At 67.1% G+C, this 20,689-nt stretch carries 20 protein-coding genes; 10 read left to right on the top strand and 10 right to left on the bottom strand.

Going from position 1 to position 20,689, the window contains the following annotated elements:
• Positions 1 to 558: phosphoribosyltransferase family protein (locus VFV09_02075; protein ID HEU4866491.1), on the bottom strand; the 558-nt coding region annotated here is incomplete at its 3' end.
• A 310-nt stretch (positions 559 to 868) separates the two neighbouring features.
• Between VFV09_02075 and VFV09_02070 the strand changes: the two genes are divergently transcribed.
• Positions 869 to 1,129 carry a hypothetical protein gene (locus VFV09_02070; GenBank protein HEU4866490.1) on the top strand — a complete coding sequence of 87 codons (261 nt, stop codon included), beginning with the start codon at positions 869 to 871 and terminating at the stop codon, positions 1,127 to 1,129.
• Positions 1,130 to 1,368: 239 nt separating this feature from the next.
• Positions 1,369 to 2,241, top strand: a complete 873-nt coding sequence (locus tag VFV09_02065) for a universal stress protein (GenBank protein ID HEU4866489.1) — start codon at positions 1,369 to 1,371, stop codon at positions 2,239 to 2,241.
• A gap of 6 nt (positions 2,242 to 2,247) precedes the next feature.
• Here the strand turns inward: VFV09_02065 and VFV09_02060 are convergent, their stop codons facing one another.
• From VFV09_02060 to VFV09_02045, 4 genes are all read right to left on the bottom strand, one after another.
• Complete coding sequence (locus tag VFV09_02060; GenBank protein HEU4866488.1) at positions 2,248 to 2,649, bottom strand: pyridoxamine 5'-phosphate oxidase family protein; 402 nt, start codon at positions 2,647 to 2,649, stop codon at positions 2,248 to 2,250.
• Between the two features lie 68 nt (positions 2,650 to 2,717).
• Complete coding sequence (locus tag VFV09_02055) at positions 2,718 to 3,650, bottom strand: diguanylate cyclase (protein ID HEU4866487.1); 933 nt, start codon at positions 3,648 to 3,650, stop codon at positions 2,718 to 2,720.
• Positions 3,647 to 5,971, bottom strand: coding sequence for a PAS domain S-box protein (locus tag VFV09_02050; protein ID HEU4866486.1), 2,325 nt, complete (start codon positions 5,969 to 5,971; stop codon positions 3,647 to 3,649). The genes VFV09_02055 and VFV09_02050 overlap by 4 nt, the downstream gene beginning before the upstream one ends.
• A 317-nt stretch (positions 5,972 to 6,288) precedes the next feature.
• On the bottom strand, positions 6,289 to 7,014 hold the full coding sequence (locus tag VFV09_02045) for a Crp/Fnr family transcriptional regulator (protein ID HEU4866485.1): 726 nt from the start codon (positions 7,012 to 7,014) through the stop codon (positions 6,289 to 6,291).
• Between the two features lie 83 nt (positions 7,015 to 7,097).
• Here VFV09_02045 and VFV09_02040 point away from each other — a divergent pair, with 83 nt between their 5' ends.
• The gene (locus tag VFV09_02040) at positions 7,098 to 7,523 is read left to right on the top strand and encodes an STAS domain-containing protein (GenBank protein ID HEU4866484.1); all 426 of its coding nucleotides are present in this window, start codon (positions 7,098 to 7,100) and stop codon (positions 7,521 to 7,523) included.
• 202 nt (positions 7,524 to 7,725) lie between these two features.
• Positions 7,726 to 9,183: an NAD(P)/FAD-dependent oxidoreductase gene (locus VFV09_02035; GenBank protein ID HEU4866483.1), complete on the top strand. Its 1,458-nt coding sequence runs from the start codon at positions 7,726 to 7,728 to the stop codon at positions 9,181 to 9,183.
• Positions 9,184 to 9,222: 39 nt separating this feature from the next.
• Here the strand turns inward: VFV09_02035 and VFV09_02030 are convergent, their stop codons facing one another.
• Positions 9,223 to 9,492 (bottom strand): Rho termination factor N-terminal domain-containing protein, encoded by a 270-nt coding sequence (locus VFV09_02030; GenBank protein HEU4866482.1) that lies wholly within the window; start codon positions 9,490 to 9,492, stop codon positions 9,223 to 9,225.
• A gap of 104 nt (positions 9,493 to 9,596) precedes the next feature.
• On the opposite strand from VFV09_02030, the gene VFV09_02025 reads away from it, so the two are divergent.
• Complete coding sequence (locus VFV09_02025; GenBank protein HEU4866481.1) at positions 9,597 to 9,920, top strand: PspC domain-containing protein; 324 nt, start codon at positions 9,597 to 9,599, stop codon at positions 9,918 to 9,920.
• Here VFV09_02025 and VFV09_02020 read toward each other — a convergent pair.
• Both VFV09_02020 and VFV09_02015 read right to left on the bottom strand, forming a co-directional pair.
• Positions 9,917 to 10,192, bottom strand: a complete 276-nt coding sequence (locus VFV09_02020) for a hypothetical protein (protein ID HEU4866480.1) — start codon at positions 10,190 to 10,192, stop codon at positions 9,917 to 9,919. The genes VFV09_02025 and VFV09_02020 overlap by 4 nt on opposite strands.
• A 17-nt stretch (positions 10,193 to 10,209) precedes the next feature.
• Positions 10,210 to 10,956, bottom strand: a complete 747-nt coding sequence (locus VFV09_02015) for a DUF899 domain-containing protein (GenBank protein HEU4866479.1) — start codon at positions 10,954 to 10,956, stop codon at positions 10,210 to 10,212.
• A 107-nt stretch (positions 10,957 to 11,063) separates the two neighbouring features.
• On the opposite strand from VFV09_02015, the gene VFV09_02010 reads away from it, so the two are divergent.
• Complete coding sequence (locus tag VFV09_02010) at positions 11,064 to 13,889, top strand: site-2 protease family protein (protein ID HEU4866478.1); 2,826 nt, start codon at positions 11,064 to 11,066, stop codon at positions 13,887 to 13,889.
• Here the strand turns inward: VFV09_02010 and VFV09_02005 are convergent.
• Positions 13,886 to 14,713: a mechanosensitive ion channel family protein gene (locus VFV09_02005; protein ID HEU4866477.1), complete on the bottom strand. Its 828-nt coding sequence runs from the start codon at positions 14,711 to 14,713 to the stop codon at positions 13,886 to 13,888. The two genes, VFV09_02010 and VFV09_02005, sit on opposite strands and share 4 nt — an antisense overlap.
• A gap of 82 nt (positions 14,714 to 14,795) precedes the next feature.
• On the opposite strand from VFV09_02005, the gene VFV09_02000 reads away from it, so the two are divergent.
• The 3 genes from VFV09_02000 to VFV09_01990 all read left to right on the top strand — a co-directional run bounded on the left by VFV09_02000 (position 14,796) and on the right by VFV09_01990 (position 18,292).
• Entirely contained in the window at positions 14,796 to 16,427 is a 1,632-nt protein-coding gene (locus tag VFV09_02000) for an ATP-dependent DNA helicase RecQ (protein HEU4866476.1), read from the top strand.
• A gap of 43 nt (positions 16,428 to 16,470) precedes the next feature.
• Complete coding sequence (locus VFV09_01995; protein ID HEU4866475.1) at positions 16,471 to 17,757, top strand: RNA polymerase sigma factor; 1,287 nt, start codon at positions 16,471 to 16,473, stop codon at positions 17,755 to 17,757.
• A 112-nt stretch (positions 17,758 to 17,869) separates the two neighbouring features.
• On the top strand, positions 17,870 to 18,292 hold the full coding sequence (locus tag VFV09_01990) for a YciI family protein (GenBank protein ID HEU4866474.1): 423 nt from the start codon (positions 17,870 to 17,872) through the stop codon (positions 18,290 to 18,292).
• A gap of 84 nt (positions 18,293 to 18,376) precedes the next feature.
• On the opposite strand, the gene VFV09_01985 is transcribed toward VFV09_01990, so the two are convergent.
• The gene (locus VFV09_01985; protein ID HEU4866473.1) at positions 18,377 to 19,498 is read right to left on the bottom strand and encodes an acyltransferase; all 1,122 of its coding nucleotides are present in this window, start codon (positions 19,496 to 19,498) and stop codon (positions 18,377 to 18,379) included.
• A gap of 91 nt (positions 19,499 to 19,589) precedes the next feature.
• On the opposite strand from VFV09_01985, the gene VFV09_01980 reads away from it, so the two are divergent.
• Positions 19,590 to 20,689: amidase (locus VFV09_01980; GenBank protein ID HEU4866472.1), on the top strand; the 1,100-nt coding region annotated here is incomplete at its 3' end.

The raw sequence follows: 20,689 nt of genomic DNA, 5'->3' as shown, positions 1-20,689 counted from the left end.
CGAGAGGAACGACGCCGGCGCCATGGCGCAGACCACCTCGTCCGCAGTGGAAGCCATGCGTTCCCGGGTCTGGGCAGCGCACACCGGCACGGCGAGCACGAGCCGCCGGGGACGGTGGCCTCTGAGCGAACGCAGGGCCGCCGCGGCCGTGACCCCGGTCGCCAGACCGTCGTCGACCAGGACCACGTCCCGATCGGCGAGAACCGGGAGGGGCCGGCCCTTCCGGTAGGCGGCCACCCGCCGCCGAAGCTCCGCTCCCTCCGCTGCAGCGAGCTGCTGAAGCTCGGCGGGTCCCAGGCCGAGGGCGGTTACGGACCCCTCGTCGAACACCGTCACGCCTCCCTCGGCGATGGCCCCGATGCCGAACTCGGAGTGGCGGGGGGCGCCGATCTTGCGAGAGACGAAGATCTCCAACGGGGCGGCTAGGGCCCGGGCCACCTCAAAAGCGACGGGAACACCTCCCCGGGGGAGCGCCAGGACCACGGGGTCGCGCAGGTGATTGTTGCGGAGGATCTCGCCGAGCCGTTGCCCGGCGTCACGCCGGTTTTGATACCTCATGGCGCACCTTAGGACTTGGGTTGGAGTCCTAACCCTGGTTCTTCCCACAAGCGCCGAACCTATTCCCAAACCCCTCGATACATAGGTTTCGATTTAAGTGAACGCAAGCTGAACTAGAGATTTGTTTTGTCATGCGTGTTAATGTCGGGAGGCGCGGTACACCTTTCCACGGGTCAACCGACCCCCACCGCACTCCCCATGAAGAGATCCTTCGCACTTGATAAAAGCGAAGACGATCGGACTAGCAACTCCGCTCAGGTCTACGGGTAGATCTTCTGCTACCAGTCCGACAACCGGACAAGGAGGCACCATGTCTTATTCCGACACCGCCGTCATCGAGAAGTCGGTTATGTCCGACGTAGTCCCGAGCTTCGAGACCATCGTGCTCGAAGTGCAGTCCGCAGACGACACCATGTGCACCAGTTCCTTCGTCGAGCGCGGACCCCTTCGTCTGGGCACCGAGAACATGATTTACGGCACCCGCATGATCGGCAACCCCCCGACCCACGTTGCCGGCTTCACCAGGATGCCCAATGGATTTGGTAACCACTACTACGTCGCACAGGGCTAAGCCCTAAACCAAAAAAGCACCCCGGCCGCCTGGCGGCCGGGGTGCTTTGTGTTGTGGATCAGTCGAACGTCAGGCGGCCGAAGTAGTGGTGCCCTGGATGATCGATATAGCCAGGGTGGGCCTCGAACCTGGGAGCAAGCTGTGAGCAGGCTGAGCGCGTCTGTAGAGCATCATTTGAGCAGCAACGGTTATTCGGCCATGCTACGGAGACCTAAGGCAGCCGGCGAGTGGAGGCATTTTTGAAAAAGGTTCTATTCGCGAGCAACGGCGCAAAGCCGTCGCAGGACGCAGGGCTGCTGCTCAGGCGCCTGGCCGAGCCGGGCAAGATCAGCGTCACAGTCAACGTCTGCGACTCGGTTGAGTTCGCCTTCCCGCAGGAGGGGTGGTCCTATGGGATGGAGAGGAAACGGCGGGCACAGCCGCAGGAGGTCGCCGAGGCCGAGCTGGCCAACTTCCGGTCGGACGGTTTCGAGGCGGACTCCCACCTCGGTTCCGGCGTTCCCGCCCTGCAGATACTCGAGAGGGTCGCCGAGGGCGGTTACGAGTTGGTAGCGCTGGGGGCGGGCAGCACCAAGTGGGTGGATAACCTCCTGCTCGGCAGCACGTCAACCCGAGTGCTCCACTCGAGCGAGGCGTCGGTGCTGATAGTCCACCGCTTCGACGCCTCCTCCGACAAGGTGCGGGTCCTCCTGGCCACCGACCGGTCCGAGGACTCGATGTACGCGGTGGAGGAGCTGATCGGCATCGCGGACCCCAAGAAGGCCACGGTCAGGGTGGTCTCGGTCGCCGACGCCGTTCCGACCATCCAGCGACTCATCCCGGACGGCCTGCCCTCCGAAGAGATCGCCCGCTACCTGCAGGAGGCCGCCCGCAAGAGTGCCGACCTGGCCGCCGAGCCGCTCCGGGAAGCCGGTTTTGCGGTCGAGGTGAGCTGCCCGACCGGGGACCCGGTCAAGGAGATTCTTCAGCTGGCGAAGGACGCCGAACTGGTGGTCTGCGGTTCCAGTGGGATGGGGGGAGCGAGCAGGCTGCTGCTCGGCAGCGTCAGCGACCAGCTGGCCAGGCTGGCGCCGGCAACCCTGGTCTGCCGCAAGCCAGGCTCGGTCGCGTAGAACCGCTTAGGGCTCGGGAATCCTCCGGCCGGAAATCTGGTCGATCGAAATTCGGATCCAGTGTTGGGAAGCGTCGGTTGCCCAGGACTTCAACGGCCCGTGGCGCAGTTCGTAGAGCTCGCCCTCGTCGGTCACCTCCCGGGCGGTTCCCTGAACGACCACGCTCCAGCCGGAGCGGTTGGCGCTGCGGGCGGCGTCGATCTCGAACGCTGCGGGGGCCCCGTCCTTCAGGTAGCTCAGCTTGGTCCCGTCGGCGGTGCAGAAGACCACCGACTCGGGGTCGGCCCGGTAGTTGACCGGCAGCACCATGGGCTTGCCCTCCTCGATGAAGGCGACCCTCCCCACCTTGGCTTTGGTCTGAAGAAGCTCCAGACACTCTTCCCTGGTGATCTCTTCGATGGCCTCCACGGCGGTACCTCCCCGGCTTGAACTCGTTTTTATGAGGCTAGCAGCAGTTGCCCGCCGGCACCTTTCGATCAGCCGGGCACGGCAGACGAATCGACCACGACCTGGTTGCGGCCGCCTCTTTTTGCCTGGTAAAGCGCCTTGTCGGCCCGGTCGATGACGTTCTCGACGGATTCGCCAGGCAGTACCCGGGCCACCCCCGCACTGAGGGTGGCGGAAGCGGGGAGGTGGGGGCCGGCCGTGGCCTCGGCCACCAGGCGCCGGAAGCGGTCGGCGCCTCGAGCCGCTTCCTCGATGGTCCGGTTGGGCAGCACCAGCAGAAACTCCTCACCGCCGTAGCGGTAGATGAGGTCGCCCTGGCGAAGCTGGTTCAAGAACACCTCTCCCACCTGGGCCAGCAGGGCGTCCCCCTTCTGGTGGCCGTGGGTGTCGTTGTACTCCTTGAACCGGTCGATGTCGAAGAGGGCGATGTTGTAGACGTAACCCTCCCTCTCGAACCGGGAGTGGATGCCCGGCAGGTCGATGGTGAGTTTAAGGCGGTTCCCGAGGCCCGTCAGCGCATCCCGGTGGGCTGCCTCGTCCAGCCGCCGGTTGGCCATCTCGAGGTCCCGCCGGGTCCGGTTCATGTCCCGGTGAAGGGTGCGAACCCGCTCCGCAACTATGAGGCGGGCCTCCAGCACGTCGAGATCCAGCGGTTTGGCCAGGTGCTCGTCGACGCCGGCCCGGACGGCGGTCAGAACGTCGTTGTGGTCGCCGCGTGAGGTCAACAGGATGAAGTACGGGTACTCGATGTCGGGATGCGCCCGAACCCGCTCGCACAGCTGCACCCCGTTCAGGCCCGGCATCAGCCAGTCGCTGATGACGATGTCGGCGCCCTGGGAAACCAGGTGGTCCCAGGCGGCCTCCCCGTCCGTCACGGTGATGCACTCGTGCCCCACCGTCTCCAGCAAGCCCCGCAGCAGCTCCAGGAGCAGTGAGTCATCGTCCGCAACCAGCACCTTCACGGGGTAGGGGCCACCTCCGCGGCCACCGCGGCGCCGGCCGCTCGGAAACGGGCGTCCAGCTCGTCCAGCAGTTCCGCCGCCGGCCGGTCGCCGCTTCCGGTCTGCAACTGCTGCGCCAGCTCGCTCATCCGGAGCGCCCCGAACGTGCCCATGCTGCCCTTGAGCTTGTGCGCCAGGGACGCCGTGGTCCCGTGGTTTCCGGCCTCCAGCGACGCACGGATGTCCGCCAGCAGCTGGGGGGTGGACGCCAGGAACTCTTCACAGATCCTTCGAAAGGTCTCCGCAGGGAATCGGCTTTTGAAGTCGGCGAGCCGTTCCGCCAGCTCCGAGTCGGCACCTTCGAGCGGGGGAGTGCCCGCCGCCTTGTCCGCCTGCGTCCGGTGGCCCCCGGTCTGGCGGTCGAGGGCTGCCCTTAGGCTCGGGAGGTCGAGCGGTTTTGAGATGTAGTCGTCCATGCCTGCGGCCAGGCACCGTTCGCGGTCGCCACTCATCGCTGCTGCGGTCAGGGCGATGATCGGGACCTTTTGGACCTCACCGTCCAGGGCTCTGATCCTGCGGGTCGTCTCGTAGCCGTCCATCCCCGGCATCAGGCAGTCCATCAGGACCGCCAGGTACTCGTTCTGCTCGACGCTGGCGATCGCTTCGACGCCCGATGATGCGGTCACGACCTCGAAACCCAGGTTCTCCAGCAGGCCCTTGGCGACGACACGGTTGATGGCCACGTCGTCGACCAGGAGAATGCGCCCCCCGCGCTCCTTCGACCCGTTCAAGCCTCCCGGCGGGACCGGTTGCTCCAGAGCGCCGTCCGATGAGGGGGGCTCCGCGGGGGGCAGCGTGATCTCAAACCAGAAGCTGGTCCCGGCCCCCAGCTCGCTGCTGAGGTCGAGGGTCCCGCCCATGAGCTCGATCAGCTGAGAGCAGATGGCCAGGCCCAGGCCGGTGCCGCCGTACTCCCTGGTGGTGGAGGCGTCCCCCTGAGAGAAGGGCTCCAGCAGCCGCTGCTTGGAGGAGGGGTCCATGCCGACGCCGGTGTCGGTTACGGTGAACCGAAGGTTGTGGTCCGACCGGCGGATACCCAAGGTCACGCCCCCCCGATGGGTGAATTTGATGCCGTTGCCGGTCAGGTTCAGCAGGATCTGCCTCAACCGGACCGAGTCCCCGCAGACCCAGCGGGGCACCTCCGGGTCCAGGTCGAGCTTCAGGTAGAGCCCCCTTGCTGCCGCCTCGCTCGAGAGCAGCCCGAGCACCCCCCGGGCGACGGCCACCAGGTCGAATGTCTCCTCCTCCAGCTCGAGCTTTCCGGCCTCCATCTTGGAGAAGTCGAGGATGTCGTTGATGATCGTCAGCAGGCCCTGGCCGGACTCTTTCAGGTTTTTCATCCGCTCCCGCTGCTGGGGCGGGAGGTCGTCGGTAAGTATCAGTTCGGCCATCCCCAGGACACCGTTCATGGGGGTTCTGATCTCGTGGCTCATGTTGGCGAGGAACTGCGACTTCAGGCGGGAAGCTTCGAGCGCCTGGTCCCGAGCGGCGGCCAGCTGCTCCTCCCGCTCGCGGAGCTCGGCTTCTGCACGCTTTCGTTCCGTCACGTCGCGCACGGCGGCCGACACCAGCACGCCCTCCTCGGTTTCGAGCGGGGCGAGAGAGATGTCGACCGGAAACTCGGTCCCGTCCTTGCGCCGGGCCGCCAGCTCCAGGCCGGCCCCCATCGCCCGGACCGCCGGCGCCGAGAAGTAACCGGTGCGCAGGTCGGGGTGGTGCTCGGCGAGGCGCTTGGGAATCAACCGCTCGACGGGCTCGCCGATCAGCTCGTCCCTGGTGTATCCGAACAGGACCTCGGTCTGGCGGTTGATCAGCCGGATGAGCCCGTCGGAGCCAACGACGACGATCGCGTCGGGGGCGCTCTCCAGCAGGCCCTGGAACTTGGCTTCGGCCCGCCTGCGTTCCGTGATGTCCCGCACGGCTGCCGATACGAGGGTGCCCTCCTCGGTCTCGAGTGGGGCGAGAGAGATGTCGACCGGAAACTCGGTCCCGTCCTTGCGCCGGGCCGCCAGCTCCAGACCTGCGCCCATCGCCCTGACTGTGGGCACGGAGAAGTAGCCGTGGCGGAGCTCGGGGTGCCTGACGGCCAGGCGCTCGGGGATGAGCCGTTCAACCGGCTGCCCGATCAATTCGTCCCTGGAGTACCCGAAAAGGACTTCGGTCTGCCGGTTTACGAGCTTGATGAGCCCGTCGGAGCCCATTACAACGATCGCGTCGGGGGCGCTCTCCAGAAGGCCCTGGAACATCGCCTCGGCCCGGCGGCTCTCCTCCTCAAGCCGCATTTGCGTCGAGGCCTGCCGCTTGTCACGCCGGTTGGGAAACACCGTCAGGGGACCCACCTCACGAAGGCGTCGGGAACCGCCGCCGGCGAAGCCCGCCGTCGACCTCCGGCCGGGGGCTCAATGGGTCGATTCGTTCGGTAGCTCCTGTCGCTTGACGGTTACCTGCCTCTCTACGAGATTAGCTCTAGCCCGGACAACTCACAATCGAAAGAGTTCCCAGAAGGGGTGGCTGCGGCTGGTTGTCTCAGAACGCCCTGCGGTATGGGAAGCGCTCGGCGTCAGCGAGGGGCGCTGCTACCGGCTACGGACGTCCAGGGTCAGCGCTTGTAGAGCCCGGCGAATGCCCCGGTGACCACGTCGTAGCACTCGCAGGTCCTGCTCAGCAGCTTGTTGCGATCCAGCACGGTGATCTCTCCGCGCTGGTAGCTGATCGCCCCCAACTCCTGGAGGGACGACGCGGCCTGGGTCACCGACACCCTTCGCGAGCCGAGCATCTGCGCCAGGAACTCGTGGGTCAGGCGGAACTGGTCGGCCCCGACCCGGTCGTGGGTCATCAGCAGCCAGCGAGCGCACCGCTGGTCGATGGTGTGCAGACGGTTGCACGCAGCGTTCTGGCCCACCAACATAAAAAGCGCCTGCTGGAACTGGTCCACGAGTTCCGCCAGCCGGTCCTTTTTGCGGAGCTCACGGCGAAACACACCGGCGTCCATCGTGATCGAGTCCCCGACAATCTGCGACATCGCCTTCAGGTTTGCGACACCTCCGGGGCCCACTGCCATGGGCATCCCGCACAAACCCTCCCGGCCGACGGTTGCCAGCTCGATGACGCTGCCGTCCATCATGCTCGTGACCATTGAGATCACCCCGGCCACCGGGAAGTAGACCTTGCGAACCACGTCGCCCGCCTCGAAGAGCACCGTCCCGACTGGAAGGGGCTCCAGCCTCGCCTCGGCCAGAAGAGGCTCCCGGACGAGTTCGGGCAGGTGTTTCAGCAGCGAGTTGTCCTGGTACGTCGTCTGGGGCGTTGCAGTCTCGGTCCGCATAAGAGATGTGTTACCCAAACTTTGAAGAAAATTCCCTGCAATGTTCGATTACGGACAGACGCCTGCCGTAGCTCGCCGTACCGTTGCCTGCTCAGGAACCGATTCGAAATCAGGAGAAAGCGCTGGAACTTTTACTCGAACATCAGCAGGCCGGTGCGTGGACGGTGGTAACGGTCGCCGGCGAGATCGACATGGCAAACGCCGATGACCTTCAAAGTTACCTGTCCTCCGTCGCCGAAACCCACAACCTCGTCGCCCTGGACCTGTCGACTGTTACATTCATCGACTCGACCGGCTTGAACGCGTTGATCCGGACCTACAGGCTCCTGGAGCCTGGTGGGTCGCTTCTCGTGCTCGCCCCCAGCCCCCAGGTTTCGAGGGTTCTGGAGGTTACCGGGCTGGATCGCCTGTTCCGGATATCCGGCTCGGCCGAACAGCCCGAATCATTGGTTCCGCTCCCAGCCCCGAGCGGCGCAGCCGTTCCGACGGCTGCAGGACTAGCCGGCTAGAAACCCCGCTCGCCCCTCGCCTAGGTTTGGCCGGTGGCGTAACAGGGCATCGTCTCCAAGACTCAGGCAGCGAGCTGAGCCCTTGACTTGCCGCGTTGTCCCTCCCGAAAGGGGTGCTGAGATAAACCCAAATGCCCTGTCCCAAAAGACCGACGCACCCTCACGGCTGCCCGGCGAGAGTCTGAGCGGTGCCCGCCCCCAGGTGGTAGTGATGGGCGCCGGCCCCGCCGGGCTTACCGCGGCGTGGGAGCTTACCGAGAACGCGGTCGACGTAGTTGTCCTCGAGTCCGACCCGGAAAAGGTCGGCGGGATCGCCCGTACCGCGTCCTACAAGGGGTTCCGCTTCGACATCGGCGGCCACCGCTTCTTCACCAAGGCGGAGGAGGTCACCAGGCTCTGGCACGAGATCCTCGACCCGAAGGATTGGCTGACCGTCCCCCGCCTGTCCCGGATCTACTACCGCAACAAGTTCTTCGCCTACCCGCTGAAGCCGGTCGACGCCCTGACCAAGCTGGGCGTCTTCCAGACGATCCTGTGCCTGCTCAGCTACGCGAAAGCCAAGGTCCGCCCGATCAAACCCGAAAAGTCGCTCGAGGACTGGGTCACCAACCGCTTCGGCTCCAAGCTCTACCGGATCTTCTTCAAGACCTACACCGAGAAGGTGTGGGGGATTCCCTGCAACGAGATCTCGGCCGACTGGGCAGCCCAGCGCATCAAAGGGCTCTCACTGGTGAAGGCAATCCGGAACGCCTTCTCCCGCACCCCGGCCAACGCCGAGGGACAGGTCATCAAGACCCTCATCGAGGAGTTCGAGTACCCGAGGCTCGGTCCCGGGATGATGTGGGAGACCGCCGTCACCAAGATGGTGGCGAAGGGGACCCCGGTCCATATGGCCCACCCGGTCACCCGGCTCGGCTACTCCGACGGCCGCCTGAACGAGGTCGAATGTGCCACCCCCAGGGGTCGCAGGACCTTCGAGGGCACACACTTCATCTCCTCGCTGCCGATCAGGAACCTGGTCCGCATGGTCGACCCCCCGGCCCCCGACGCAGTCCGGGAAGCCGCCGAGTCGCTCAGCTACCGGGACTACTTCACGGTGATCCTCGTGGTCGACCGCCCGAAGGTCTTCCCGGACAACTGGATATACATCCATGACCCGTCGGTGCGCCTGGGCAGGATCCAGAACTTCAAGAACTGGAGCCCCGAGATGGTGCCGGACCCCTCCCAAACCGCACTGGGCCTGGAGTACTTCTGTACCGTAGGCGACGACCTGTGGCAAATCCCGGACGCCGAGCTGATCGAGCTGGGTAAAAAAGAGGTTGCCGCCCTGGGCCTGGTCGACCCCGACGAGGTGACCGACGGCACCGTCGTCCGCATGAAAAAGGCCTACCCGGTCTACGACGAGCACTACGAGCGAAACGTCAATACGATCCGCCGCTTCCTGGAGGAGCAGATGCCCAACCTTCAGCTGGTCGGCCGCAACGGCATGCACAAGTACAACAACCAGGACCACTCGATGATGACCGCACTGCTGGCCGCCCGGAACATCATGGGCGGCGACATGGACCCGTGGAAGGTCAACACCGACGCCGAGTACCACGAAGAGGTCAAGGACAACCACGACACCGCGGGCCGGGCGGTGCCTCAGCCCATCAGCTAGGGTTTACGGCCCTGCCTGAGGGCAGGGGCCGTGGGTTCCTCACGAGTTGCGCAGGGCCTTGATCAGCTCTTTTTTGTTCATCTTGGAGCGGCCTTCTATGCCCACCTCCCGGGCCTTCTTCTGTAGCTCCTCTTTGGTCCGATCCTCGTAGTCGCCGCCTTTGCCGCCCCGTTTGGCTACCTTCGAGCGACCCTCGTTCGCCGACGCGTTCGAGATTCGCGCGGCCTTCTGCTTGCTCATTCCGTCGTCCCGAAGCGCCTCGTACTGTTCGGGGTCCTTCACCGATGGTCCGTGCTTGCTCCCGGGCATCTTTTACCCTCCCTAAATTCGTTGACCACGGGTATTTACCCGCGACGGGGCAGCGCCATTCGGCCGTGCCGTAAGCTCGATGTAGTCGAAAGACAGGAGGACAGATGTCGGAAAGGCCGTCCCTGCGAAGGTCTCGAACCCGCCGCATCTTCGGCGGGGTCTGCGGGGGGTTCGCCGAGTGGTCGGGGCAGAGCGCAGCCCTGATCCGGGTCCTCTACATCCTGATCTCCGTGATCTCGGCGGCGTTTCCCGGAATCGTGGTCTACCTGGTCCTATGGCTTTTGATCCCCGACACACCCGTCGGCCCCGACACGCCCAGGAGCACCACGGGCAGGAACATTCTCATAGTGCTGGTGGCGCTAACCGCGCTGGTCGCCGGACTGGTCGCAAGCGTCCTGGGGATGCTCTACCTCGTCGACCGGTTCTAGTGCTGGTGCTTGAGCAGGTAGTCGATGTAGAAGGGGCGCATGGCCTCGGCCAGCTCGCCTTCGTCGGCGTGCACCGCATCGTGTAGCCGGGCCGAGAGGCTTACGACGTCCTCGTTCGCCTCGTCCCGGTGGCCGGCCACCATCTCGGCGGCGGGGATGCTTGCCAGCAGGTCGAGAAAGAAGCCGACGTCCAGGCGCTTGAGCGCAGTCTTGGTCGCCCGGTCGTGGAGTTGCTTGGACGTGAGCGAGTCGAGCTCTTCGAAAGTAGGCACGCTCGCAGCTTATCCCGTCAGGAGGCGAAGTCGGGGACGTTGCCCCGGGCGTCGTCCGATCGTCCCTTCGGCTCCTCCCAGTCCTCCTGCCGGCCCAGTGCCGTCAGATCGAGGAAGTAGTAGGAGCCACCGGTCTGCTCGGCGCCCCGGCCGAACGTGGAGTAGGTGTGATACACGTCGTCGCCGTCCCTGAGGAAACAGCTCATTCCCGGCTGCTCGATCGGCTCGTCGCCCTCGAAGTAGTCCCCGGTGCCGTGTTCGATGTGCTCCTGCTTGCTCCGGTAGTTGTAGACCGGAGGGGCGACCGAGGAGTCGTTGGTGACGTCGAAGTCGTAGTTGAAGTCGCTGCCGAACGACGAGTACCAGGGGAAGTTCCAGCCTTTCCGCCGCTTGTAGTCCTCGATCTTGGCGATGGGGGCGCGGGATACGTACACCAGGCGGGTGTCCCGCTTCAGCAGGTGCTCCTGCAGGCCGTCGGAGACCTCGTCGCACCCGGCGGAGCAGCTGGCGCAGCCGTCGTCCCACTCGGGGTTGAACATGAAGTGGCCGAGCATCAGCTGCCGGTTGCCGTCGAACAGGTCGAGGAGGGTGGCCTTGCCGTCCGGGCCTTCGAACACGTAGTTCTTGGTGATCTTCACCATCGGCAGGTTGCGCCGCTCGGTGTTCAGAGCGTCCCGCCGGTGGGTGAACTCCTTCTCCTTTTCGAGCAGTTCCTTGCGGGCGGCGAGCCACTCCTCGCGGGACACAACACGTGGCAGAGACATGGGCCTCTCCTCTCTCGATCTGAAAGCAGTTCCTGAAGGGTTCTAACCATTTACGGCCCCCGGGAACCCCGCATGCTCTTGATGCGGGGGTACGCGACCATTGAACCTTGGACTACCTCCCGCAGATCGCAGCCATTGGACTACTCCTGCTCTGGCCGGTGGTTGCCCTGCGCCTGCAGAGGGTCCGATCGCTTGCCTACCCCGCGAAGATCCGGTGCCGGGCGATCGAGGGACCTCCCCCCGGCTACGGCGACCTGTTGCGGTCTGCGGATGTGCAGCTGTCGGCGGAGGGGTTCGAACGCTTCGCCTGGTTCGAGGTCGACTGGGGGCCGGGCTACGGCAGGCCCCGGCCCTTCTGCGTTTACCGCCACCCCGCAGACCCCACCGAGATCGCGCTGTTCCTGCCCGAGAACCACCGGCCCAACGTCCTTCGGTTCTCGGCGAGCACCCAGCTGGAGAGTGGGGCCGTCCTGCAGAGCTTTGGGCACGACGTCCGGTCCGCCTCCACCTCCACGGACCGCCAGTTGCGGCGCAGCGTCCCGACCGACTCGGTCTCCGAGCTCCTGGCCGCCCACCGTTTATGGGTTCAGGAGCACGGAGAGGCGGCCGTTGGACAGTCCTCCGGGCCGGAGGAGCTGGCGGCGGAGGTGGAGAGCACCTACTCCGAGATGCTGGGAGCGCTGGTCGACGAGGGCCGCCTGAGGCCGGCCCGAAACGGCCGTCTGAAGCCCCCCTGGGGGAGGGTCGGCCGCCTGCTGGCGGCCGAGGACCGGGCCCCGAAGCCTCGGGCCGGCACCGGGCCGGTTCCCCTTGACCGGCAGGTTGCGATGCTGGCTGCCGCCGAGGCCGCCGATGCAACCCCGCCGCCCCGGCAGTGGGGCCGGTTTGTGCTCAGCGGCCTGGCGTTCGCCGGACTGGGCGGGCTGTTTTGGGGTTGGGAGTCGGCTGTGGCCCTCCTGGCCGTTGTGGCGTTCCACGAGTTCGGCCACTTCCTGGCGATGCGGCGCTTCGGCTACCGGCACGTGAGGATGCTGCTCATCCCGCTGCTCGGCGGCGTGGCCACGGGCGTCGAGTCGGACCCGAGCGGCACGCGCCGGGCGGTAGTCAGCCTCGCCGGGCCACTGCCGGGAATCGTCCTCGGGTGGATCCTTCTGGCGGTCTACGTGAGGCTGCTGTTCGACGGGTCCTCCTCTTCGGCCGGCCGGGTTCTGTCGACCGCCGCGTTCGCCCTGCTCGGCCTTAACTACCTGAACCTTCTTCCGATCCCGCCGCTGGACGGCGGTCGGGTCCTGGAGGCGATGATCCCGAGGAACTGGGTGGCGGTGGAACGGGCGGTCATGGGACTGGCGGCGGTCGCCGGGCTTCTGCTGGCGTGGGCCCTGAGCTTCCCGCTGCTGGCGCTGCTGGTCGTCTGGCAGCTCGCCGGGCAGCGCCGGCGGTGGGCCGACCGGCGCCTGGCCGACCGCCTGGCCGCCGAGCTCGGCGAGGCCGGGCTTCGGTGCCCCAAGCTGGAGCTTCACCTGCTGAAGGCCCTGGCGGCTGAGGGCGTGGAGGAGGGCGTCGGCTCCCGGGTCGAGAGGGCCCGTTCGATCCGCAACCTGTTGAGGGTTCGCCCCCCGGCGAGACGGGCCCGGCTGGCGATCGGGGCGATCTACCTGGCCGTGTTCGCACTCCCATTCCTGCTGGTCCCCCAGGCGGCCGAGCGCCTCTCGTCGCAGGTGGGCTTCGACCTGCCCGGCGTGCTGGACGGGGAAGCGGACCGGTTCCAGGGCTACGCGGCCGAGGCCGCGGGGAGGTCCACCAACGACCTGCTGGCGGCCGTCGCGGTCTCCAACTCCCACCGGGCTCAGCTGCAGTGCGGGGTCCCGGCAGGGTCGGGCTCGGAGGCCCCCGAGGCGCCGCAGACCCCTGCCCCAGGCTTCGACGCGACCGCGCTCGACGCCGCCGAGGCCCGCCTCGGCGTCGATCTGCCGGAGGAGTACCGCCGGATGGTGCTGCTTCCCGCCGCGCCGGGAGCCAATCTGCGGGCGCCGGCAGAGCTGACGCTTGCCGGCTCCCCGGGGCAGGACCTCCCGTTCGATGCACGGGCGAGAACGGTCGACCTCACGTACCTGACCGAGTCGGGGGAGTTCGCCGGATTCCGCGCCCCGGTTGCCGGCGTCCTGGAGTCGGTGGTGATCAGCTCCCGGCTGCGCGAGATCGTCCTTCTCAAGGTGGGCGACGACCCGGCGCTGGAGTGCTGCCGGGTGATGGTCGGCGACCTCGAGGGGGGCCTGACCGGCTACCCCAGCGTCCGGAGCTGGCTGGAGGAGCTTTACCCGGCGGCCCGGGAGAACGCGCGGCTGGCCGGCGAGCTGGTCGACCGGAACCGCAAGGCCTTCGAGGAGACTGCGTCGCTGGACCTTGCCGGCCTCGTGGAGCTGACCGAGTCCCGGGTGATGAGCTACCCGAAGGAGGCGTGGGAGGGCCTGGACCGTTCCCCGGTCGACGAACAGGACCTGGCCGAGCTGGAGGCCCGGCTGGGGACAACCCTTCCCGAGGACTACAAGTCGTTTCTAAGGACCGGCAACGGCCTCCCGCAACTGGAACTGCTCCCGGCGTCGGCCGTGCGAAGGGCGGTTCCCGGCGACTGGCCCTCGGGCGCCCGGGGTGAGCGCAGGACCCGTCTGGTGGCCCCGGGCGGCCGGGTAGAGGGTGACTTCGTGTACCCGGAGGGTGTGCGGGAGCGGTCCGTGGTAATTGCCTCCCTGCCTCCGGTGAAGGGCGTGACCTTCGACCCGTCGGCGGTGCTCGTGCCCGACGGAGGCGCCTGGCGGTACGTCAACCTGCAGTCGAACTGCGCCTACGCCGGCTTCGAGCACTACCTGCGGGCCGAGTACGCCCGGCAGCGGACCTACGACACGGGCCCGTTCCGGCCGTCGTTCGAGCTCTAGGCGGCGGCTATGCCGTGCTTCTCGAACGCCTCCTTGATGTGCTGCCGGAAGGCCCGTTCGACCTCCTTCTGCCTGCCGGGCAGGGTTCGGGCCACCACCCGGACGGTCACCCGGGACTCGCCCAGGTCCTCGACGCCGAGGATCTCGGGCGTCTCCGAGACGTACTCTCCCAACTCCTCGTCTGCCAGCAACAGCTCGCCGGCCTTCTTCAGGGCTTCCTTCACCTCACTGAGGTCCTGGTCGTAGGCGATGCCGATGTCCAGGATCGCCTGCGACCATCCGGCGGACCGGTTCGAGACGACCTGGACGACCCCGTTGGCGACATGGTGGAGCGAGCCGTCGGATTCCCTGAGGGCAGTCGACCGCATACTGAAGCGCTCGACGGTCCCTTTGACCAGCACTCCGTCGACGATGGAGATCTCCACCGAGTCGCCCACCCGGTACTGGTCCTCCAGCAGAACGAAGAAGCCGCTGACGAAGTCCCGGACCAGGCTCTGGGCGCCGAACCCGACGGCGACGCCGACGATGCCGGCGGCGGTCAGGAGGGGCCCGACCTCGACCCCAAGCTCGCCCAGGATCATCATCCCGGAGATCAGCCAGATGGTGACGGAGAACAGGCTGCGGAGCACCGACACCAGGGTGGTCGACCGGAGCAGGTTGCGGCCGGCCTGGGAGTCCTCGACCGCGAGCTTTCGCTCGAGCCGGCTCAGCAGGCCGCGGACCAGCTTGAAGACCGCCAGGGTCACCGCCACGATCAGCAGGACCTTGAGGCCGCTGGCGAGCAGGAGCCGGGTCAACTTCGGGATGTCGAGCAAGGAGTCCAAGACCCGAGGCTACTACGGTCCCGGGAACGGGCCATCGGGATGCCGGCCGTTTGGGGCGGGCGGGCCGGGGTACCAAGTCGCCGTGGGAAAACGGCGCGATCGTATCGACAAGGCTGCAGCGGAACTCGGGTACGACATGCTGCGGCCCGGGCAGAGGGAGGCGGTACAGGCGCTGCTGGCGGGTCACGACACGCTGGCGGTGATGCCCACCGGCTCCGGGAAGTCGGCGATCTACCAGATTGCGGGCAAGCTGTTACACGGGCCGACGGTGGTGGTCTCGCCGCTGATCGCCCTGCAGATGGACCAGGTCGAGGCGCTCGAGGGGAGCCCGGCGGGCGGGGCGGCCGAGACCAACTCGACGATCTCCGCATCCGAACGCCGCAAAGCCCTGGAGGACTTCGCCGCCGGGGATCTCGAGTTCCTGTTCCTGGCGCCCGAGCAGTTCCGCAACCCCGACACGCTGGAGCAGATCGTTTCGGCCGGGCCGTCGTTGTTCGTCGTCGACGAGGCGCACTGTGTGAGCGCCTGGGGTCACGACTTCCGTCCCGACTACCTGAGGCTCGGCGCAGTGATCGACGCCCTGGGACACCCGCCGGTTCTGGCGCTGACCGCCACCGCTTCCCCGCCCGTCCGGGAGGAGATCGCCGAGCAGCTGCGCATGCAGCAGCCGGACTCGGTGGTGAAGGGATTCGACCGGCCCAATCTGCACCTGGCGGTACGCACCTACTCGGACGAACAGGACAAGAGGTCCGATTTCCTGCACGCGGTTGCCGAGGCGGCCAGGCCGGGGATCGTCTACGCGGCGACCAGGAAGGGCGTCGAGGAACTGGCCGAAGCGCTCAAGCGCACCGGTATCAAGGCCGCCTTCTACCACGGCGGCATGGCGGCGGGGGAGCGCACCGAGGCGCACGAGTCGTTTCTCGGCGATGCGGCCGAGGTGATGGTCGCCACCACCGCATTCGGCATGGGGATCGACAAGCCGGACGTGAGGTTCGTCTTTCACTACGAGGTGGCAGACTCGCTGGACTCCTACTACCAGGAGATCGGGAGGGCCGGCAGGGACGGCGAACCGGCCGACGCCGTCCTGTTCTACCGGCCCGATGACCTGGGTCTCCGCAGGTTCTTCGCCGGCGGGTCGCCCCTGGGCGTGGAGGTGCTGGAGGGCCTCGCCCGGACCATCGAGGCGACCAGCCCCACGCCGGTCACAACCCTGAGCGAGGAGACGGACCTGTCCAACACCCGGCTGGCGACTGCGCTGAACCGACTGGAGCGGGCCGATGCGGTCAAGGTGACGGTGGAGGGAGAGGTGCGGTGGGTGAAAGGCACCGACCCGGTTGCCGCCGCGGAGCAGGCGGCGGCCTCGGAGCTTGCCCATCGGCGGGTGGAGGAGTCCCGGGTGGAGATGATGCGCAGCTACGCCGAGACGTCGGACTGCCGGAGGCAGTTCCTGCTGAACTACTTCGGCGAGCACTTCGAAGACCCGTGCCCCAACTGCGACAACTGCCTGGCCGGCGTCAACCTGGTCGAGGAGGCCGCCGGCCAGCCGTTCCCACTCAACACTCGTGTGGAGCACGCAACCTTCGGGACCGGCCTGGTGGTCCGCTACGAGGGCACGGACAAGACCGTGGTGCTGTTCGACGAGGCGGGGTACAAGACGCTCTCGGTCGACCTGGTGGTCGAGGGAGGGATCCTGCAGGCGGTTCCCGAGCCCTGAACGGGGTTTGCGCTTGCCGCCGGTCGATGGTCTGATCGGTAGCGTGACGGCCACCGAGACCTCCCGGGCAATCGAAGCGGTCTACCGGATCGAGTCGTCCCGGCTGATTGCGGGCCTCGCCCGTTACGTCCGGGACGTCGGCCTGGCCGAGGATCTGGCGCAGGAGGCGCTGGTCGCGGCGCTGGAGCAGTGGCCGAGGGACGGGATGCCCGACAACCCGGGGGCGTGGCTGATGGCGACGGCCAAGCGCCGGGGCATCGACCAGTTCCGCCGCAACGCCACGCTGGCCCGCAAGCACGAGGAGATCGGCCGGGACCTCGAGACCCGGCCGGACACCGGTGAGGAGGCCTTCGAGGCGGCCCTGGAGGACGACGTCGGCGACGATCTGCTCCGCCTGATGTTCGTCTCCTGCCACCCGGTCCTTTCGACCGACGCCCGGGTCGCTCTGACGCTCCGGCTCCTCGGCGGACTGACGACGGGGGAGATCGCACGGGCCTTCCTGGTGCCCGAGCCGACGGTCGCGCAGCGCATCGTCAGGGCCAAGAAGGCTCTGGCCGACGCGAAGGTGCCGTTCGAGGTCCCCCAGGTCGCCGAGCTTGCCGAGCGCCTGTCCTCGGTGCTCGAGGTCGTTTACCTGGTGTTCAACGAGGGCTACTCGGCGACCGCCGGCGACGACTGGATGCGACCAGAGCTGGTTGCCGACGCCCTCCGCCTCGGGCGAATCCTGGCCGAGCTGGCACCGAAGGAGCCGGAGGTCCACGGCCTGGTGGCGCTGATGGAGATCCAGGCATCCCGATCCCGCGCCCGGACCGGGCCGAAAGGCGAGCCGGTCCTGCTGCTGGAGCAGAACCGTGCCCGGTGGGACCAGATCCTTATCCGCCGGGGCCTGGCCGCCCTGGAACGGGCCGAACGGCTGGGCGGCACCCCGGGCCCCTACCTGCTACAAGCGGCGATAGCGGCCTGTCACGCCCGGGCACGCAGCGCCGGCGAGACCGACTGGGTCCGCATCGCCGAGCTCTACGCCCAGCTGGCCGCCATCCTTCCGTCGCCGGTGGTCGAGCTCAACCGGGCGATGGCCGTCGCCATGGCGTTCGGGCCGGCAATCGGGCTGCAGCTGGTCGACGCGCTGGTGGAGGAGCAGGTCCTGCAGGAATACCACCTTCTTCCGGCGGTCCGGGGCGACCTGCTGGAGAAGCTGGGCCGGCTGGAGGAGGCCCGTGAGCAGTTCGAGCGGGCAGCGGGGATGACCCAGAACGCCCGGGAGCGCACCCTGCTCGAGGCTCGGGCGGCCGCCTGCACGTTCGGCATCGCCGCAAGCGGTTCCCGGTAGATTTCGAAAAAGTTGCGAGCTCCGTGTCGAATCCAGGGGCCGCCGTTCGACGTTGAGGCACAGAGGCCATCAGGCAATCGGAGCCGGGCCGGTTAAACCAAGGAGGTTCACGATGCGTTTTATGGTTATGGTCAAGGCCACTGCAGATTCGGAAGCGGGCATCATGCCCAGCGAGCAGCTACTCGCCGATATGAGCAACTACAACGAGCAGCTGACCAAGGCGGGCATCCTTCTGGCGGGAGAGGGCCTGCAGCCCAGCTCCAAGGGCGCCCGGGTGAGGTTCTCGGGCACCGACCGCACTGTCATCGACGGCCCGTTCAGCGAGACCAAGGAACTCGTCGCAGGCTTTTGGCTGATCGACGTCAAGTCGAAGGAAGAGGCCATCGAGTGGGTCAAGCGCTGCCCGAACCCGATGCTCGAGGAAAGCGAGATTGAGATTCGCCAGGTCTACGAGTTGAGCGACTTCGGGGATGCAATGACCCCCGAGATCGCCGAGCAGAACAAGGCGCTGCGCCAGGCGGTGGAGCCTCGCTAAAGCGACTGAGGCGGGGGCCGGCAGGCGCCCGTTTAGTCCGTTAGACCAAGTGGGGGCCGGCAGGCCCCCGCTCGTCTGCGGGCGTTAGGCCTTCGCTGGCCTTCCCCGCTTCTCAAAGCGGCTGAAGGCCATCACGAGCGGGACCGTGCAGAGGGCCGGGGCCAGGGCCCACAGGGGGCGCTGGAGCCACCAGGAGGTATTGGTGGTCTGCGGTATCGAAAAGCCGACGACCGTGAGAAGCGCGTACGCGAGGGCAAATCCCGGGCAGTGCCACAGGTAGACGGTCATCGCCTTGGACGATGCCAGGCCCAGCAGCTTCTGCGCCCCCGGCCGGTCGATCCACCGGTTGACCGAATCCCGTAACAGCAGGACCACGCCGACCTGGAACAGGGTCAGGGCGACGATGCACAGGGTGGGCGGCGCCATGTTGGATATCGCCTCACCGGGGACCCCCACCATGCTCTTGGGGTACAACCCCATGTTCGTCAGCCCGATCAGGGCGAAGAACCCGCCCAGGGTCAGGCACCAGGCAAACCGGCGCGGGGCGGCGACCAGCCGGTCCCAGAAGAACCCCATCTGGTGGGCCAGCCCCCACACCAGGAACATGTTTACCAGCTCGATCCCTTTGAGGTGGTACCGGAACCGCAGGATGTCGACCAGCGCGGCGCATCCCGCCATCACCACCGGCACGATCTCGCCGCCCGCCTCATGGAGCCGGATGGCGAGCGGCGTCAGCAGCACGAGGATCACGTAGAGGCCGAGGAACCACAGCGGGCTGATCAGCAGGATCAGTCCCCGGTTGATCCAGGTGATCTCGGGGACGAGCCGCGCGCTGACCAATGAGATCACCAGAGCGAGTCCGAGAATGACTGCGGTCGGCACCATTAGCCGCTTCAGCCGGCGGGAGACGAACTTCCCGTAGCCGCCTCCGGACCGTTTGACCGATGCCCAGGTCACCAGGTGCGAGAACCCGCCGACGAAAAAGAACACGGGCATGACCTGCAGCAGCCAGGTCAGCACCCACATCGCGTGGACCGAGCCGATGGGGTTGCCGGCGTGAGGACCGTCCTGCCGCCAGACGACCACGGTGAATATCCAGTGCCAGATGACTACGACGAGCAGGCTGGCGGTGCGAAGGAAGTCGATGTAGTAGTCGCGGGAGCCCGAGAGCCTTTTGGTGGCGCCGGTGGTCTCGGTAGTGCTCATCGACTAAAACCTTACTCCCACCCCGTGCCCCCGCAGGCGATTCAACCTGTAGCCTGTCCACAGAATCGGGCGGGCGACTTCAGGAGTGACGGTGGCGGAGACTCTGGCAACCCGGGCGATGGCCGAGGCGGTGAACCTCGTGTCGTCCCGGCGCATCAAGGACACCGAGCTTCCCGCGGTCCACTTCCGGCCGCAGCCCCGGGAGGGATCTGTCATCCGGCTCAATCCGGCGAAAGAGCCGGCGCTCGGAGCGATCGGGAAGGCCGGGGCCAGGCTGCGGGGCGGCGAGATCTCGTGCAAGGAGCTGCTCGAAGAGTCCCTGGCGGCCGTCGAGCGGGACAACCAGCGCCTGAACGCCTTCGCCGAGGTGACCGAGGAACTGGCTCGATCGCAGGCGGAGGTGCTGGACGAGGAGCTGGCCACGGGAACCGGGCGGGGGCCGCTGCACGGCATTCCGGTGTCGATCAAGGACATCATCGACGTGGCAGGCGTCCCGACCCGAGCCGGCTCTTCCGCCTACAACGTCCTCCCCGAGGTGGACGCCTCCTCGGTGTCGCTCCTCAGGCAGTCCGGCGCGGTGCTGCTCGGCAAGGTGACCACCCACGAGTTCGCGCTCGGGGTTACCACCCCGCAGAGCCGCAACCCGCACAACGCCGCCCGCATCCCGGGTGGGTCCTCGGGGGGCTCGGCGATAGCGGTCGCCACCGGCATGGGCCTGGCGTCGCTTGGCACGGACACGCGGGCGTCTATCCGCATCCCGGCCGCGCTCTCGGGGGTAGTCGGCTTCAAGCCGACATTCGGCACGGTGCCCTCAACCGGCATCGTCCGGCTCAGCTGGTCGATGGACCACATCGCCCCGATTACCTCCTCGGTCGCCGACGCGGCGCTAATGGTCGACGTCCTGGCCGGCTCGGAGGTGGCGCAGTACGCGGGGTCCGACGTCAGCGCCCTCCGAGTCGGGTACCCGCCCGACGGCACGGCCGGCGTCGACTACGGCGTGCTCGCCTCCTTCACCAGCGCGATGCAGTTGATAAGCCAGCTTGCGGGCCAGGTTATCGAGGTAGACCGGCCCTCGACCCTCGACTTCAACAACGCCAACGCCGCCGGCCTCATCGTCAGCCGTTGCGAGGCCGCCGCCTACCACCGCCGGCTGGGACTGGACCGGTCCAAGTTCTGGCCCGAGGTCCGGGA

This window comes from Actinomycetota bacterium, from assembly GCA_035759705.1.
GTDB lineage: Bacteria > Actinomycetota > CADDZG01 > JAHWKV01 > JAHWKV01 > JAJCYE01.
Note: the sequence above shows the minus strand (reverse complement) of the source record. Positions and strands in the feature narration are given on the sequence as shown.